This is a genomic window from Nonomuraea sp. NPDC003727 (genome assembly GCF_053586935.1).
The window spans coordinates 191234-205871 of sequence record NZ_JBSFNE010000004.1 but is presented as its reverse complement, the minus strand read 5'-3'; the positions used below and the strand labels follow the sequence as shown (position 1 = coordinate 205871).

General features: G+C 70.7%; 13 protein-coding genes. 4 read left to right on the top strand and 9 right to left on the bottom strand.

Translation table 11 applies throughout. The annotated features are described in order from the left end of the window. Nucleotides 1-41: 41 nt before the first annotated feature. The gene (locus tag ACWDLG_RS12570) at nucleotides 42-1427 is read right to left on the bottom strand and encodes a serine hydrolase domain-containing protein (protein ID WP_449919041.1); all 1386 of its coding nucleotides are present in this window, start codon (nucleotides 1425-1427) and stop codon (nucleotides 42-44) included. 127 nt (nucleotides 1428-1554) lie between these two features. Next, entirely contained in the window at nucleotides 1555-2721 is a 1167-nt protein-coding gene (locus ACWDLG_RS12565; RefSeq protein WP_449919038.1) for an NAD(P)/FAD-dependent oxidoreductase, read from the bottom strand. A gap of 151 nt (nucleotides 2722-2872) precedes the next feature. Between ACWDLG_RS12565 and ACWDLG_RS12560 the strand changes: the two genes are divergently transcribed. Together ACWDLG_RS12560 and ACWDLG_RS12555 are read left to right on the top strand one after the other, a co-directional pair. Continuing rightward, nucleotides 2873-3082: a heavy-metal-associated domain-containing protein gene (locus ACWDLG_RS12560; RefSeq protein WP_354908224.1), complete on the top strand. Its 210-nt coding sequence runs from the start codon at nucleotides 2873-2875 to the stop codon at nucleotides 3080-3082. A gap of 307 nt (nucleotides 3083-3389) precedes the next feature. Continuing rightward, nucleotides 3390-4361 (top strand): C40 family peptidase, encoded by a 972-nt coding sequence (locus ACWDLG_RS12555; RefSeq protein WP_449919035.1) that lies wholly within the window; start codon nucleotides 3390-3392, stop codon nucleotides 4359-4361. 138 nt (nucleotides 4362-4499) lie between these two features. Here the strand turns inward: ACWDLG_RS12555 and ACWDLG_RS12550 are convergent, their stop codons facing one another. From ACWDLG_RS12550 to ACWDLG_RS12525, 6 genes are all read right to left on the bottom strand, one after another. After that, nucleotides 4500-6740: a heavy metal translocating P-type ATPase gene (locus tag ACWDLG_RS12550; RefSeq protein ID WP_354908221.1), complete on the bottom strand. Its 2241-nt coding sequence runs from the start codon at nucleotides 6738-6740 to the stop codon at nucleotides 4500-4502. Between the two features lie 28 nt (nucleotides 6741-6768). Further along, nucleotides 6769-7773: a hypothetical protein gene (locus ACWDLG_RS12545; protein WP_449919032.1), complete on the bottom strand. Its 1005-nt coding sequence runs from the start codon at nucleotides 7771-7773 to the stop codon at nucleotides 6769-6771. Then, nucleotides 7770-7979 (bottom strand): heavy-metal-associated domain-containing protein, encoded by a 210-nt coding sequence (locus tag ACWDLG_RS12540; RefSeq protein ID WP_449919029.1) that lies wholly within the window; start codon nucleotides 7977-7979, stop codon nucleotides 7770-7772. The genes ACWDLG_RS12545 and ACWDLG_RS12540 overlap by 4 nt, the downstream gene beginning before the upstream one ends. A 14-nt stretch (nucleotides 7980-7993) precedes the next feature. Continuing rightward, nucleotides 7994-8275 carry a metal-sensitive transcriptional regulator gene (locus ACWDLG_RS12535; protein WP_449919027.1) on the bottom strand — a complete coding sequence of 94 codons (282 nt, stop codon included), beginning with the start codon at nucleotides 8273-8275 and terminating at the stop codon, nucleotides 7994-7996. A gap of 61 nt (nucleotides 8276-8336) precedes the next feature. Continuing rightward, nucleotides 8337-9725 carry an MFS transporter gene (locus ACWDLG_RS12530; RefSeq protein ID WP_449919025.1) on the bottom strand — a complete coding sequence of 463 codons (1389 nt, stop codon included), beginning with the start codon at nucleotides 9723-9725 and terminating at the stop codon, nucleotides 8337-8339. 312 nt (nucleotides 9726-10037) lie between these two features. After that, entirely contained in the window at nucleotides 10038-10271 is a 234-nt protein-coding gene (locus tag ACWDLG_RS12525) for a heavy-metal-associated domain-containing protein (RefSeq protein WP_449919023.1), read from the bottom strand. 156 nt (nucleotides 10272-10427) lie between these two features. Between ACWDLG_RS12525 and ACWDLG_RS12520 the strand changes: the two genes are divergently transcribed. Continuing rightward, nucleotides 10428-11414 (top strand): LuxR C-terminal-related transcriptional regulator, encoded by a 987-nt coding sequence (locus ACWDLG_RS12520; protein ID WP_449919020.1) that lies wholly within the window; start codon nucleotides 10428-10430, stop codon nucleotides 11412-11414. Nucleotides 11415-11493: 79 nt separating this feature from the next. On the opposite strand, the gene ACWDLG_RS12515 is transcribed toward ACWDLG_RS12520, so the two are convergent. Then, a complete protein-coding gene (locus ACWDLG_RS12515) occupies nucleotides 11494-13353 on the bottom strand; it encodes a hypothetical protein (RefSeq protein ID WP_449919018.1) in 1860 nt (619 codons plus the stop codon). A 214-nt stretch (nucleotides 13354-13567) separates the two neighbouring features. Here ACWDLG_RS12515 and ACWDLG_RS12510 point away from each other — a divergent pair, with 214 nt between their 5' ends. Beyond that, nucleotides 13568-14566, top strand: a complete 999-nt coding sequence (locus ACWDLG_RS12510) for a hypothetical protein (protein WP_449919016.1) — start codon at nucleotides 13568-13570, stop codon at nucleotides 14564-14566. Nucleotides 14567-14638: the final 72 nt, after the last annotated feature.

Genomic DNA, 14638 nt, shown 5'->3' with positions numbered 1-14638 from the left:
CGGTCGCGTACCGAACCTCGCGGGACAGAACAGCCAGGCGTTCAGGACGGCGCGCGCCGGTCGGCCCGGCCGGTGTGCAGGTAGAGGGCGCGCCCCTGCCCGTCGTCCCCGAGGAAGGCGAGCGGCGCGCGGACGCCCCGCTCGGGTTCGGTCGGGAGCACCGAGTCGCCGCGCCAGGCGACCAGTTCGGTGCGGTACGGCGCCTCGTCCAGGTCGGCGGTGACGCCAAGGGGTACGCGGTCCAGCCACAGCCGCCCTTCGGCGTCCCGGCTCACCGTGGTCCGCGAGGTGCTCGACAGGTAGGTGCCGGCGTAGCGGGCGGCGTTCAACGGGGGCGCGGCCGGGTCCGGCCGGGGCGCCTCGCCCGGCTCGACGCCGGCGAGCTCGCCGAGCACGCGCCCGGCGAGCTCGCGGAAGACCGGCTTCGGTGAGCCGCCGTTGGTGAGGATCACCAGCGCCACGTCGCGCTCCGGGACCACGCGCAGGAACGCCGACTGGCCGATGGTGTTGCCGTCGTGGCCGAAGACCGCCCGGTCGGGGCGGTGGAAGAGCTCCCAGCCGAGGCCCCAGCCGGTGCCCTGGTCGAGATCCGGCTGGGTGACCTGCGGCTGCCGCATCGCCCGGACGCTCTCCTGGCTGAGCACGGCGCGGCCGTCCGGCCCCAGGCCGCCGGCCAGGTGCATGCGGGCGAAGGCCAGCAGGTCGCGGGCGCGCATCGCCAGCATCGAGCCGGCCGGCGCGTTCGATCGGGCCAGCGCCCAGACGCGGGTGGGTTCGAGCGGGCCACCGGGCTCCTGCTCGATGTGCCCGACCGCGGCGCGGTGGAGGATCGCGTCGTACGGGTCGTTCGCGGCGTGCGTCAGGCCCAGGGGCTCGAACAGGTGCGCCCGCATGCAGTCGTCGAACGGCCTGCCCCGGACGACCTCGACGATCCGGCCCAGCACGCAGAAGCCGGCGTTGTTGTAGGAGAACATCTCCCCGGGCTCGAACAGCTGCGGCACCTCGCGCAGGAGGTCGACGTACTTCTCGAGGCAGTCGTCGCCCTTGCCGGTGTCGGTGAAGATGTCGCCTTCGAAGCCCGCGACGTGACACATCAGCTGCCGTACGGTGATCCGCGCGGCCGCGCGCTCGTCGGCGATCACGAAGCCGGGCAGGTAGGCCCGCACCGGCGCGTCGAGGTTGAGCCTGCCCTCGTCGACCAGTTGCATGGCCAACGTCGTGGTCAGCACCTTGGTGATCGAGCCGATCTGGAAGAGCGAGTCGGCCGTGGCCTCGACGCCCGTGACGGTGTTGAGCAGCCCGGCCGCGGCGTCGGCCGTCCCGTCGCCGGCGCAGACCGCCACCGCCGCCCCTGGTACCTGGTTCTCCGCGAGCAGATCCGGCAGCCGGTGCCGCAACCACGCAGCGATCTCATCCAGTTTCGACACCGATTTCCCCTCTGGCTCGTTTCCGGGGGAGCATAGGGGCGGCGGACACGGTGGTGTTCGTCAGGTCGCACCACTGGCGGCCCGCCCGTTCGTGGGCTCGGCCAAGCGTCTTCCAGACTGCCGGGCTTCAGCGCCCGCCCGAGGCCGTGATCTCGCGCTTGAGCCGTATCCAGTCCTTGGGAGAGTTGACCGCCACGGCGCCCGTCGCCACGCCCCGCCGGGTGAAGGCCACCGCGAACCGGTCCTCCTCGAGCGATCCCGCGACGATCTGTGCCTCGTCCGCCAGGTGCGGGAGACCCGCGGTCTGGATCCTGGCGCCGTGCACGTGCGTGGCGAAGGACGGCACCTCGAGATAGGGCCTGGCGTCCTGCCGGCCGGCCAGGAGGTTCTTGGCGGCCACCCCGCCCTGGTCGTTGGCATTGGACCAGTGCTCCACGCGGACCAGCTCTCCGTCGTACATCTCGTGCGGCCAGCGGGCCACGTCGCCGGCCGCCACGATGTCGTCATGGCCGCGGGCGAAGAGCGTGGCGTCGCAGAGCAAGCCGTCGTCGAGCGCCAGTCCGCTGCCCTCCAGCCACTCGGTGTTGGGCGTCACGCCCGCCGCGGCCACCACGAGGTCCGCGGGAATGCTCCTGCCGTCCGTCAGCGTGACAGCGGTCACCCGTTTCGTTCCCTGCACGCCGGACACCCGCACGCCTGAGATCAGCTCGACGCCGTTGCGCTCGTGATGCGCCGCCAACCACTGTCCCGTCGCCGTCCCCAGAGTGCGGCTCATCGGGTACGGCCCCGCGTCGACGACGGTCACCTTCACCCCCAGCCCGCGGGCGGTTGAGGCGACTTCTCCCCCGATGAACCCGCCACCGATGATCACCAGATGCTCGGCGCCGGACTCCAGTTCCGCCCGCAGGGCCAGCGCGTCCTCGATGGTGCGGAGCGTGTGCACTCCGTCGAGCGGCCCAGGAACGCTTCGCGGTCTCGCGCCTGTGGCGATGACCAGACCGTCGTAGCCCACCTCGGAGCCGTCGTCGAGAAGGACCGTCTTGTCGGTGGTGCGCAGCCGTACCGCCTGCCGGCCGCGCAGCCAGTGGTCGTCCAGCTCCTCCGCGCCGGGCAACGAGACGTCGTCGTCCCCGCGAAGGACGCTCTTGGACAGCGGCGGGCGGTTGTAGGGCGTGTGCTTCTCCGCGCCGATCAGCGTGATGTCCCCGTCGAATCCTTCTCGCCGGAGACTCTGGACCGCGCGGAGCCCCGCGAGGGAGGCGCCGACGACGACAACTCTTCGTAGGTTTCTCATGGCCGACAACATACCCAAGGGGGGTATCTGCAGACGATGTGATCTTCGTCTCATATACCCTCACCCGGTATGGGTTGCGACTTCGACCGCGGGCGCATATGGTGCAGCATGCCGATACCCGCCCGGGGTATTTAAGGAGAGGGTGAAAGCGATGAGCACCAGTACGTTCGTTGTATCCGGAATGACCTGCGGACACTGCGTCGGCACGGTGAAGTCCGAGGTCGGCAAGGTCTCCGGAGTGTCCGCCGTCGACGTCGAGCTTGCCTCCGGCAAGGTGACCGTGACCGCCGACGGACCCGTCGACGAGGCCAGGGTGAGGGAGGCGGTCGAAGAGGCGGGATACGAGCTCGTCGGTAGCTGACTCGACCAAGCTCCCATCAGGCCGGTGCGCAGGCGGCGCGCCGGCCTGTTGTCATGTCCGAGCGCCGGCGCCCTTCCTCCTGTCGCCGGTAGGGCCGGAGCCGGTCCGCGTGGGCGACAGATGACCGGAGGGGTGCTCACGGCTTGCCCACCACGGGTCCCGACCGAATGTCAGCCTGATGGACGAGCCACGATAGTAGGCGATCGATGCCCGTCTTCCCTCAGACAACCTGGCAAACCGGGCGAAATGGCTGCGCCACTTCTGTACCATTTCGGCCACGGCTACGCGAGTACGAGGGAGCATCGTAGTGGTGAAGTTGAGGTCGGCGGCTGTCGTGCTTGCTCTGGCCGCCCCGATCTCCGTACAGGGAGGCGCCCTCGCCGCGCCACCGCCCACCATTCCTGAGGCCCGAGCCCGGCTCGTGAAGCTCAACGAGCGCGCTGATCAGATGGTCGAGAAGTACAACCAGGCCACGGAGACGCACCGGAAGGCCAAGAAGAAGTACGACTCCCTCAACGCCGACCTCAAGGCGAAGGGAGCGCGCGTCGACGCCCTGCGCCAGAGCCTCGTCACGGTGGCGGTCAACCGCTACCAGTACGGCGACCCGACCGGCTGGGGGCATCTCTTCGTCCAGGGCGAACCACAGGCGATGCTGGGATCGCTCGCCTCGATCGAGCAGATGGCACAGACCAGCACAGCGGAGCTGGCCGCCTTCGAGGCGGCCACGAAGGAGCTGCGTGAGCAGCGGGTCGCCGCCAAGACCGCCCTGACCGAGGCGGACGCCGCGCGTGACCGCGTTCGCGGCGAGAAGGCGAAAGTCGACAGCCTGGTCCGCGACCAGACCAAGCTCCTGCGCAGACTGGGCGCCTTCAAACAGGGCAACCCCACCAGCACGGGCGTCACGTACACCGGCTCCGCCTCGGGGCACGCGCGCCTGGCCCTCCAGTTCGCCTACGCGCAGATCGGCAAGCCGTATCGATACGGCGCCACCGGCCCCGGTTCCTACGACTGCTCCGGCTTCACCCAGGCGAGCTGGCGGGTGGCGGGAGTAGAACTGCCCCGCACCACCTGGGACCAGTGGAGCTGGGGCGCCGATCGCCGGGTGTCCCTGGACGAGCTGCAACCGGGAGATCTCCTCTTCAGCAAGGGCCTGGGCCATATGGGCATGTACGCCGGCAACGGAAAGATGGTCCACGCGCCCCAGACCGGGGACGTCGTCAAGGTCGTCGACCTGGACGACTACTGGCGCAACCGCCTGCTCGGAGCGGTGCGTCCTTGACGCGGCGCCACCGGGCGGCCGCGGCCAGGCGCCTCTGTCCTGCGCGTGTCCCCAGGGTCGTGCCTGAGGACGCCGGCATGGCCGGAGACGCCATTGTCTCCGGCCATGTCGGGGGTTCTTCTCCTCCTCGCCGCCGCCCTACTTGAAGCCGCGCAGCCTGAGGCTGTTGCTCACCACGAAGACGCTGGAGAACGCCATCGCGGCACCGGCGATCATCGGGTTCAGCAGCCCCATCGCGGCCAGCGGCAGGGCGGCCACGTTGTAGGCGAAGGCCCAGAACAGGTTGCCCTTGATGGTGCGGAGCGTCCGGCGGGACAGCCGGATGGCGTCGGCGGCCACCCGCAGGTCACCCCTGACGAGGGTGAGGTCGGAGGCCTCGATGGCGGCGTCGGTGCCGGTGCCCATCGCCAGGCCCAGGTCGGCCTGGGCGAGGGCGGCGGCGTCGTTGACCCCGTCGCCCACCATGGCGACCGTCCGGCCCTCGGCCTGCAGTTCCTTGACGACGTCCACCTTGTCCTTGGGCAGCACCTCGGCGATCACCTCGTCGATGCCGACCTCGGCCGCGACGGTCCTGGCGACCGCCTCGTTGTCGCCGGTGAGCAGCACCGGGGTGAGACCGAGCGCGCGCAGCTGCCGGATGGCCTCGGCGGAGGTGGGCTTGACCACGTCCGCCACTTCCAGCACCGCGCGTGCCTTGCCGTCCCAGCCGACCGCGACCGCCGTACGGCCGGCGGCCTGGGCCGCCTCCAGCGCACGCTCGAGATCGACGGGCAGGTGCTGGGACCATTCGGCCAGCAGCTTGGGCCGGCCGACGAGGACGGCGTGCCCGTCGACGATGCCCTGGACGCCGAGGCCTTCGATGTTGGCGAAGTCCTCCGGGGTGGGCAGGCTGCCCACCTTGTCGGCGGCGCCGCGTGCGACGGCCTGGGCGATGGGGTGCTCGGAGGCGTGCTCCAGCGCGCCTGCCAGGCGCAGGACCTCGTCGGCGTCCTCGCCGTCGGCCACGTGCGTGGCGACCAGCGTCATCCTGCCCTCGGTGACGGTGCCGGTCTTGTCCAGCACCACGGTGTCGACCTTGCGGGTGGATTCCAGCACCTCCGGCCCCTTGATCAGGATGCCGAGCTGCGCGCCCCTGCCCGTGCCGACCAGCAGCGCCGTCGGCGTGGCCAGACCCAGTGCGCACGGGCAAGCGATGATCAGCACCGCGACCGCGGCGGTGAAGGCCGCGCCCGCGCCGCCGCCGGTGCCCAGCCAGAAGCCCAGCGTGCCCAGGGCCAAGGCGATGACGATGGGGACGAAGATGCCCGAGATGCGGTCGGCCAGCCGCTGGACCTGCGCCTTACCGGTCTGCGCGTCCTCGACCAGCTTGGCCATCTGGGCCAGCTGGGTGTCGGCCCCGATCCGGGTGGCGCGCACGACCAGGCGACCACCCGCGTTGACGGTCGCACCGGTGACCGCGTCGCCCGGCCGCACCTCCACCGGGACCGACTCGCCGGTCAGCATGGAGGCGTCGACCGCGCTCGAGCCCTCCTCGACCACGCCGTCGGTGGCGATCTTCTCGCCCGGCCGCACCACGAACCGGTCTCCCACCGCCAACTGGCCGGTGGGGATGCGGACCTCGACGCCGTCGCGGAGGACGGCCACGTCCTTGGCGCCCAGTTCCAGCAGCGCCCGCAGCGCGGCGCCCGCCCGGCGCTTCGACCGGGCCTCGAAGTAGCGCCCCGCCAGGATGAACGCCGTCACGCCCGCCGCGGCCTCGAGGTAGATGTTGCCCGAGCCGTCGGTCCTGGCGATGGTGAACTCGAACGGGTGGGTCATGCCGGGGGTGCCGGCCGTACCGAAGAACAGCGCCCACAGCGACCAGCCCAGCGCGGCGAGCGTGCCCAGGGAGACCAGCGTGTCCATGGTCGCCGCGCCGTGGCGCAGGTTGGTCCACGCGGCCTTGTGGAACGGCCAGCCGGCGTAGACGACGACCGGCGCGGCCAGCGTCAGCGACAGCCACTGCCAGTTGGTGAACTGCAGCGGCGGGATCATCGCCATCGCGATCACCGGGATGCTCAGCGCCAGCGAGGTGAACAGCCGGTTGCGCAGCGGACGCAGCTCGTCCTCGGGCTCGGCTTCGGGGGCCGACTCGGCACGCGGCGGCGCGGGGAGCGCGGCGGTGTAGCCCGCCGACTCCACCGTGGCGATCAGCTCCTGCGGGTCCACTCCCTCAGGAAAGGTGACCTTCGCCTTCTCCGTCGCGTAGTTGACCGTCGCGGTCACGCCCTCGAGCTTGTTCAGCTTCCGCTCGATCCGGTTGGCGCAGGACGCGCAGGTCATGCCGCCGATCGATAGTTCGACCGAGCCTTGGGGCTTGTCGTCGGTGAGGGAGGACATCACCTCTCCTTTCTCAGGGTCCTGCGGATCAGTGCTTGTGGTCGCCGTGCCCGCCGGACTTCGCGGTGCTCGGCGTGGGCTTCGCGGTGGCGGTGGCGGTCTGCCCGGTGTTCACGGTGAAGTCGGCGGTGCGGACCTTGCCTTCGTGCTGGAAGTCCAGGAAGAGGCGGTAGTCGCCCCTGCTCGGCACCTCGGCGTAGAAGACGATCTCGGGGCCGGCCTTGGTCTTGCCGTCGCCGGGCTCGCCGTCGGGGTGCACGTGCAGGTAGGCCAGGTCGCTGCCGCGCAGGGCGACGAGGTGGCCGTAGGCGCCGAGGTAGGGCTGCAGGTCGGTGACCGGCTTGCCGTCCTTGTTCACCTTGAGGGTGAGCTTGCTCGCCTGGCCGGGGACCAGGTCGCCGTCCAAGGTGACGGTGTAGCCGTCCACGTCGGCCGTACGGCTGGCCGCCGGCAGCGCCTTGGGCGTGTAGTCGCCGGCCACGAGCAGATCCGCGCCGAGCGTCAGGGCGCTGCCGCCGGTGGGGGCGAAGTCGGCGAAGGCCCGGTAGGCGCCCGCCGCCGGCAGCGTCAGCTTCACCGACCAGACACCGTTGCCCGCCTCCACCGGGTGCAGGTGCTGGAAGCTGCCGAGGTCCCTGGAGACCACGATGAAGTGGAGCTTCTTGTCGTGCTGCACCTGGTAGTCGGTCACGGCGCCACCGTTCGGGCCCGTCACCGTGAACTGGAAGTCGGTCGGCTCGCCGGGCTTGATCGTGGTGGTGAGCGGGTTGAGCGTGTAACCGTTCTCGGACACTTGGAGCCCCCCGGGGGTATCTTCTGAAGCCGCCTCAGCGGGCTTGGCGTTCGTGGTGTGCGTTCCGCCGTCGTGTGCGCCTGTCGGCCGGCTGCTCGGGGTGTGGCCCGCGCCCTGGCTGTGGCTGTTCGCCTGGGGCGGCGCGCCGACCTCGCCGACCGCGTTGCCCACGCCCAGGGCCCCGCCGAAGACGACGGCAAGGCCCAGGACGTAGGCGCCGAGCTTGGCTGGAGTGTTCACTGGTTCGTCACTTCGTATCCGGCCGCCTCGACGGCGACGACGATCTGGCCGGCCTCGACGGGCTGCTCGCTCTGGACGGTCAGCAGGCCGGTGGCCAGGTCCACCTCGACGCCTGTCACTCCCGTGACCTCGCTGACCTCTTCCTTGACCGAGCTGACGCAGTGGCCGCAGGTCATGCCCTTGACGGTGTAGGTGGCGGTGCTCATATCGATTCACTCCTTCAGGAACGGACGAGTCGTGCGATGGCGTCGGTGGCTTCCTTGACCTTGGCTTGCGCTTCGGGTCCGCCCTTGACGGTGGCCTCGGTGACGCAGTGGGCCAGGTGCTCTTCGAGGAGGGACAGAGCGAAGGACTGGAGGGCGCTGGTGGCGGCGGACACCTGCGTGAGGATGTCGATGCAGTACTTGTCGTCCTCGACCATCCGCTGCAGGCCTCTGGCCTGCCCTTCGATCCGGCGCAGCCGCCGGAGGTGGTCGTGCTTCGCGTCGGTGTAACCGGCCATCACCCGCTCCCCTCGCTCTGTCTCCTACGAGAACACCATACCCCCCTAGGGTATTTCAATGTCAAATTCGCGCGGGGTCGGGCTGCTCCTGCACGGCCGCCGGCCGGCGCATGAGCACCAGCGAAAGCAGCGCGCCGGCCACGGCGACGACCGCCGCCCCGATGAAGGCCGCCTGGAAACCCTCCGTGAGCTTGCCGAGGTCGCCCAGCTCACCGGCCCCCTGCGAGGTGGCGATGGCGGTCATGACCGCCAGGCCGAGAGCCGAGCCCACGTTGTAGGTGGTGTTGACGATGCCCGAGGCGAGACCGGCGTCCTCAGGACGCGCTCCCGACATCGCCGACATCATGGCCGGGATGTAGGCCAGCGACATGCCGACCGCGGCGATCAGGCTGGCAGGCAGCACGTCGGCGACGAAGGTGCCGTCAGGCCGGGCGAAGGACAGCCCCGCGACCCCCGCCGCCAGGACGAGCAGGCCGAGGACGATGAGCGGCTTGGCGCCGAAGCGGCCGAGCAGCCTCGCGGTGATCCCGATCATGAAGATCATGATGGCGACGGTCATCGGCAGCAACGCCGCGCCGCTGGGGAAGGCGCCGTAGCCGAGCACCTGCTGCAGGTAGAGGTTCAGGAAGTACCACATCGGAATCCACGCCGCACCCAGCAGGGTCATCGCCAGGTTGGCGGTGGCCAGGCCCGGCGTCCGCCAGATCGACAGCGGCATCAGCGGCGCCTTCACCGTGCGCTGGATGACGAAGAACAGCGCGAGCAGTGCCGCACCGCCGAGGGCGACGGCCCAGTTCATGTCGACGATGGCGTAGACGACCAGAGCGACTCCCGCGGTGGCGGAGATGCCGCCGAGCACATCGACCGAGCCGCGCCTGCCGGGAGTGGCGGGAAGAAGGGCGGGGACGGCCAGCAGGGTGGCCACGCCGATCGGGATGTACACGATGAACACCCACGGCCAGCTGAGGTACTCGGTGATGACGCCGCCGAGGAAGACGCCAGCCGTACCGCCAGCCGGGGCGGCCGCGCCGTACAGGGACATGGCCTTGCCGAGCTCGCGCGGGTCGTGGCTGAAGAGCATCATCAGCAGCGTCATGGCCGCCGGGGCGATGAGCGCGCCACCGACACCCTGAACGGCTCGGCCGAGGATCTCGACCCACGCGCTGCTCGCGGCCGCGGCGACGACCGAACCGATGATCAGGATCGCCCAGCCCGCCGTGAAGATCTTGCGGGCGCCGAACAGATCGGACAGGCGACCGCCCAGCAGCAGCAGCCCGCCGAAGGCGACCACGTAGGCGTTGAACACCCACTGCAGGCCGCCCTGGGAGAAGCCGAGGTCGCGCTGCATGTCCGGCAGCGCCACTCCGATGATCGACGTGTCCATGATGACCATGAATTGCGCGGCGGCGAGCACGATGAGTGCCCACCACCGGCGCGGATTTGCTGACATGACGCTCATTCCTATACCTGGTAGGGGTATGTGTCTTCGACGGCAGGGAACGTAACATACCCCCATGGGGTTTGCAAGAGACCGGGTTTCCCGCACGTCCGCGTGAGGCGGCCCCCCGTTCGGCTCCATCGGCGCCAGGACCACGGAAAGGGGCTCCGGATCAACTCCGAAACCCCTTGCCGGAACCCCGCTCGGCGTCGATTCAGGTGGCGGCCGTCCTCGACGCCGGAGCCGCCCAGCCGATTTACTACTCATGCTAGTAAGTCATCCTGTCGGGCATCGCGACCTCGACGCCCGACCGGACCATGTGTGTCAGGAGCCGACGACATCGCAGCCGGCGGCGTCGATCGCCGCCCTGACGAGCTCCTCGTCCACAGGACCGTCGGTCAGGATGCTGATCTTCGCCTCCCTCGGGTTCATGTCCACACCGACGACACCCGGCACCTGGATGAGCTCGGACTTGATTCCGGCGAGACAGTGGCCGCAGCTGTCCGGAGACAGCCCCGTGACGATGTAGGCGATCAGACTGTAGGCAACGGTGATCATCCCGTTCCTCCTTGCGCTTCATGCGTACGAAGATCAGGCAGATGACTCGAGTCCGCCCTCGTGAGAGATCTTCGCGGAGTTGGAGCGCCTTGCGGAGCTGTGGAGGCTTCGGGGTCACGCCATGGCGAGAAGAGGACATCTCCTACTGTTGGTCGTATGTCCGACCAGACCGGCTCCTCCCCTGTGGACGACGATCGCCACGCCCAGGCCCTGTACCAGCGCATGCATGCCAGAGGCGAGTCGCTCGCCGCCGCGTCGGCCGCGCTCGCCCTGACCCCGGTCGAGGAGTCCCGCGCACGGAACCGGCTGGTACGGCTCGGCCTGCTCAATCCCGAGTCGGAGCTGACCGTCGAGACGACGGCGGCCCTGATGCTCAGCCTGGAGCGCGGCCATCGGGCCCTGGACAAGCTGGTCCAGCAGCACGTCATGACAGCGGCCGTGGCCAGGAACTACCTGGGACTGGCTGCCGGGGACGGCGACGACGTCCACGTGGAGTTCTACGCGCGTGAGGAGCACACGACGCGGCTCGCCCAGCGGCTGGACGATCTGGCCGCGACGGTACGGCACGAGGTCGTGGCGCTGCACCCGCCGGCCAACTGGGATCCCCGCAGGATGGGGGCCGTCTACGAGCGCGACAGGATCCACGTGACCAAGGGTGTCCGCGTGCGGTCGATGCACGCCCAGATCGCGCTGGCCGACCCTCCCATGCGGGAGCTCCTGCGAGCGCGGGCGGCGCGCGGGGTCGAAGTCAGGGTCGCCCCGGTCATTCCCACCAGGATGCTGGTCTACGACCGGCGTCTGGCGATCGTCCAGGCTGATCCGGACGACCTGGACGCGGGTGCGGTGCTGATCCGGAGCGCCAACGTGGTCAGGTCGCTGGCGGCGATCTACGACTACCTCTGGATGACGGCGTCCGAGCTCGATGACGTGCCCCGCTCGGCGGACGGCAGCACGCTGACGGAGCAGCAACGCGCGGTGCTCCGCATGCTGGCGGAGGGGGCGAAGGACGACGCCATCGCCCGGAGCCTCGGTGTGTCGACGCGTACGGTGACACGGGTGGTCGGCGAGCTTTCCACGATGCTCGGGGCGGGCAGCCGGTTCCAGGCAGGTGTGCGCGCCACCCGGCTGGGCTGGCTCGACTGACCGCCCGAAAGGAGGACGGAACCGCTGGTTACCACCGGCGGCAGGGGTAGTCGCGTTCCTGCCGAACCGGGCTCGCGCGTCACGAATCGTCGGTGGACAGCAGCCGGGCCAGGGTGTCCAGACCGTGGTGGAGCCGGCGGAAATAGGTGGCCCTGCTGATGTGGAGCTGCCGGGCGAGCTGCTGGTGCGTGCGCGGTCTGCCCAGGTAGTAGTGCCGCAGGATCCACCCCGCCTCGGTGTCCTCCGGTGCGTCGCCGTCCTCCAGGGTGCGCACCGCGTCGCGCAGCCACTCCTGCAGGTCCTTCACCGTCGCCGTGCGTGCGCAGGACAGCAGCGGGCTGTCGGCCAGTCTGGCCTGGTCACGGATGTGGGTCAGGGCCCAGCCCACCTCCCGGCCCGTCGGGCCCTGGGCGGCGCCCCCGTCCGGGGCGGGGACGAGCCGCTCCACCCAGTCGGACAGCGCGTCCTGGCCGAAGTCCTGGCTGTAGATCTCGGGCCTGCGTCCGCACCGGTAGATGTCGTCGGTGGTCGTGCCGTGCCGCCGGAACCGCAGACCGTGCAGGAGCCGCTGGTAGACGGGGTTCGGCGTGGAGACCGTCAGCAGGACGCCGCGGGAGCGGACCTGGTGCAGCAGGTGGCGCAGCAGGAAGGCGTGCAGGCCCGCCTCGGGGCAGTAGGCGGCCCCGAGGACCAGGCTGCCGGCGCCCCGCGGCCGGTCGAAGAGCCCGTCGGTGTGTTCCTGGAGCAGCGACTCCACGCTGGTCGCGGTGCGCTCGGTGACGTGGAGCAGGCCGATGAGGCCGGCGGACCGGCCGTCGCCGTCCTTCAGCAGATGGAAGCCCGAGGGGTCGTCGCGCAGCCATTGCTCCACCATGCGGTCGGTTCGCCGGGGGTCCAGCCCTCCGTGCCGGGCCCAGCGGTGCATCAGCTGCCCGATGTCGTCGGCGTCCCCGGGGTCGGCGGTGTGGACCAGACCGGTGGGCAGGCCGGCGGGGAACCTGGCGGGAAACAACGTCTCGCGCACGGCCGCGTCGTCGGACAGCGCCATGACGCCCTCGGCGAGGCGGCTGCGGTACTCGGCGCTCGGCTCTGTGGCCACCAGGCGCTTGCGGTAGGCCAGCGCCCGGGCCCGCGTGCCGCGGTGGGCGGCCGGTTGCCGCCACCGGTGCGCCAGCTCGATCACCGTGCGGAACGGCTCGGCCACGGCGAGCCCGAGCTCGGTGCGGGTGACGACGCTGAGCCCGCCGAGGGCGTCGAACAGCTCCGGGTCGGCCTTCAGCAGCGCCTCGTCGCCCGACCACACGGTGGCCAGCCGGTCCAGCGCGCCCCGCCACCGGGCAGCGGGCGACTCGCGCGACAGCCGTTCGACGATCTCCCGGGTGACCTGGTCGGCCACCGCCCCCGCAACGTGCGGCGAGGCGCCTGCGTGCAGCGCCCGGCATGCCGCGCCGGCGATCAGCGGGTTGCCTGCGGCGAGGCGGACGACCAGGTCCCGGCTTCGCGGGGCGTGCAGCTGCGCGTCGGCGGCCAGCTTCCTGATCCGCTCGTCCTGCCAGGCGGAGACCGTGAGGACCGTGACTCCCGACAGGGTCCAGGCCGGGTGGGCCAGCAGCGAGCGCCTGCTCACGATCAGAACCGGCCTGCCGTGCTCCGGCCGCCGGGTCCGCACGGCCTCCAGCGCGGACAGCGCTGCCTCGCTGTCGGCGCCGTCGAGGGCCAGCGGTGTCCTGGTCTGTTCGGCGAGCGCGGCCGGTACGGCCTGCCGGGTGCCCGGCTGCGACAGATCCAGCACCGGCACCGAGGTCAGGCTCGACACGAGCCGGGACTTGCCGATGCCGAGGGGGCCCGTGAGGTTGACGAGCGCGTGCCTCGTCAGTGCCTCCCGCAGGACATCCGGGGTCACGCCCGGAGCGGGCCCGGCCTCTGGTGTCTCTGCCATCAGATCTCCTTGCACTCCTCGACGAACGGTCCGTCGCCGCACGTGGCGAACACCTCATCGGCCCGGCGACGCGGCGAGGAACCGGGCTGCGGCCCTCGTGAGACTGTGAGACTCCCGTGAGACTTGGTTTGTTTGCTTCCCGACTAGTTTGTCCTCCGTGGTCACCAGGCACGCGGGACCGAACGCGCGGGGGGAAGACATGCAGGGCCACACCATGTCCGTACTCGGCCTGACCGGAACCGAGGAGGACGTGTACCGCCACTTCCTGCGCCATCCACGCACGCCCGCACGCGACATCCGCGAGGTGTTCTCCTTCGACGAGGAGAGCGCGACGCGGGCGCTCTCGCGCCTGCGCGACCTGCGGCTCCTGCACGGGGACGACGAGAGCACGTGGGCGTCGGAGCCCGAGGTGGCCGTGCCCCGGCTGATCGAGGAACAGCTCGAGGCGATGCACCGGACGATGCGCCGGCTCGTGGACCCCTGGCCCATCGTGCGTTCGCTGCAGCGCGACCGGCAGGACCCGGTGCCGGGGCTCTCCGGGACGGCCGACGGCGCGGGCGTCGCGCTCCGCCGGCTGGAAGACGCGCGGGAGGTACGCGCCCACATCGACCAGCTGGCCTTCAGCGCCCGGGACGAGGTACTGGCCGCCGAGCCCTACGACACGCTGTCACCGCGGGACATCGCGCACGGGCGGCCCGTCGACGCCCGCTGTCTGCGGCGCGGCGTGCGCATCCGGAACCTCGTGCGCGCCTCCGCCCTGGAGGATCCGGCGACCCTGGGCTATCTGCGGGAACTGCACGCCGACGGTGCGCAGATCAGGGTCGCGGACGAGTTGTCGGACCTGATGCTGGTCTACGACCGACGCACGGCGCTCCTCCCGATCGACCTCCACGACACCGGCAGGGGCGCCCTTCGCATCGAGGAGAGCACTCTGGTGGGCGGCGTCATCAGCCTGTTCGAGAGGCTGTGGGCGGCGGCGACGGACCTCGCCGAGCTGACGGCCCCCGACGCCGGGCGGGTCATCCAGCTCTCCGAGACGCAGCTGCGGGTGCTGACCTGTATGTGCACCGTGAGCAAGGACGAGGTGGGCGCCCGGCGGGCCGGCATGTCGCTGCGCACCTACCGCCGGCACATAGCGGATCTGCTGCGGGTGCTCGACGCGGGTAGCCGCGCGCAGGCGGCGTTGACCGCGCGCGAGCGGGGCTGGGTGTGACCGCGTGGTACGACCCGCTCGATGGGTGGCAAGGCGCGGGTCTGACAAGCGGTGCGAGGTTCTTTCACACAG

Bases quoted from the DNA above. Each gene is read 5' to 3' on its own strand.
- ACWDLG_RS12565 (WP_449919038.1), bottom strand. From the start codon at position 2,721: ATGAGAAACCTACGAAGAGTTGTCGTCGTCGGCGCCTCCCTCGCGGGG.
- ACWDLG_RS12560 (WP_354908224.1), top strand. From the start codon at position 2,873: ATGAGCACCAGTACGTTCGTTGTATCCGGAATGACCTGCGGACACTGC.
- ACWDLG_RS12550 (WP_354908221.1), bottom strand. From the start codon at position 6,740: ATGTCCTCCCTCACCGACGACAAGCCCCAAGGCTCGGTCGAACTATCG.
- ACWDLG_RS12540 (WP_449919029.1), bottom strand. From the start codon at position 7,979: ATGAGCACCGCCACCTACACCGTCAAGGGCATGACCTGCGGCCACTGC.
- ACWDLG_RS12535 (WP_449919027.1), bottom strand. From the start codon at position 8,275: ATGGCCGGTTACACCGACGCGAAGCACGACCACCTCCGGCGGCTGCGC.
- ACWDLG_RS12530 (WP_449919025.1), bottom strand. From the start codon at position 9,725: ATGTCAGCAAATCCGCGCCGGTGGTGGGCACTCATCGTGCTCGCCGCC.
- ACWDLG_RS12525 (WP_449919023.1), bottom strand. From the start codon at position 10,271: ATGATCACCGTTGCCTACAGTCTGATCGCCTACATCGTCACGGGGCTG.
- ACWDLG_RS12520 (WP_449919020.1), top strand. From the start codon at position 10,428: ATGTCCGACCAGACCGGCTCCTCCCCTGTGGACGACGATCGCCACGCC.
- ACWDLG_RS12515 (WP_449919018.1), bottom strand. From the start codon at position 13,353: ATGGCAGAGACACCAGAGGCCGGGCCCGCTCCGGGCGTGACCCCGGAT.
- ACWDLG_RS12510 (WP_449919016.1), top strand. From the start codon at position 13,568: ATGTCCGTACTCGGCCTGACCGGAACCGAGGAGGACGTGTACCGCCAC.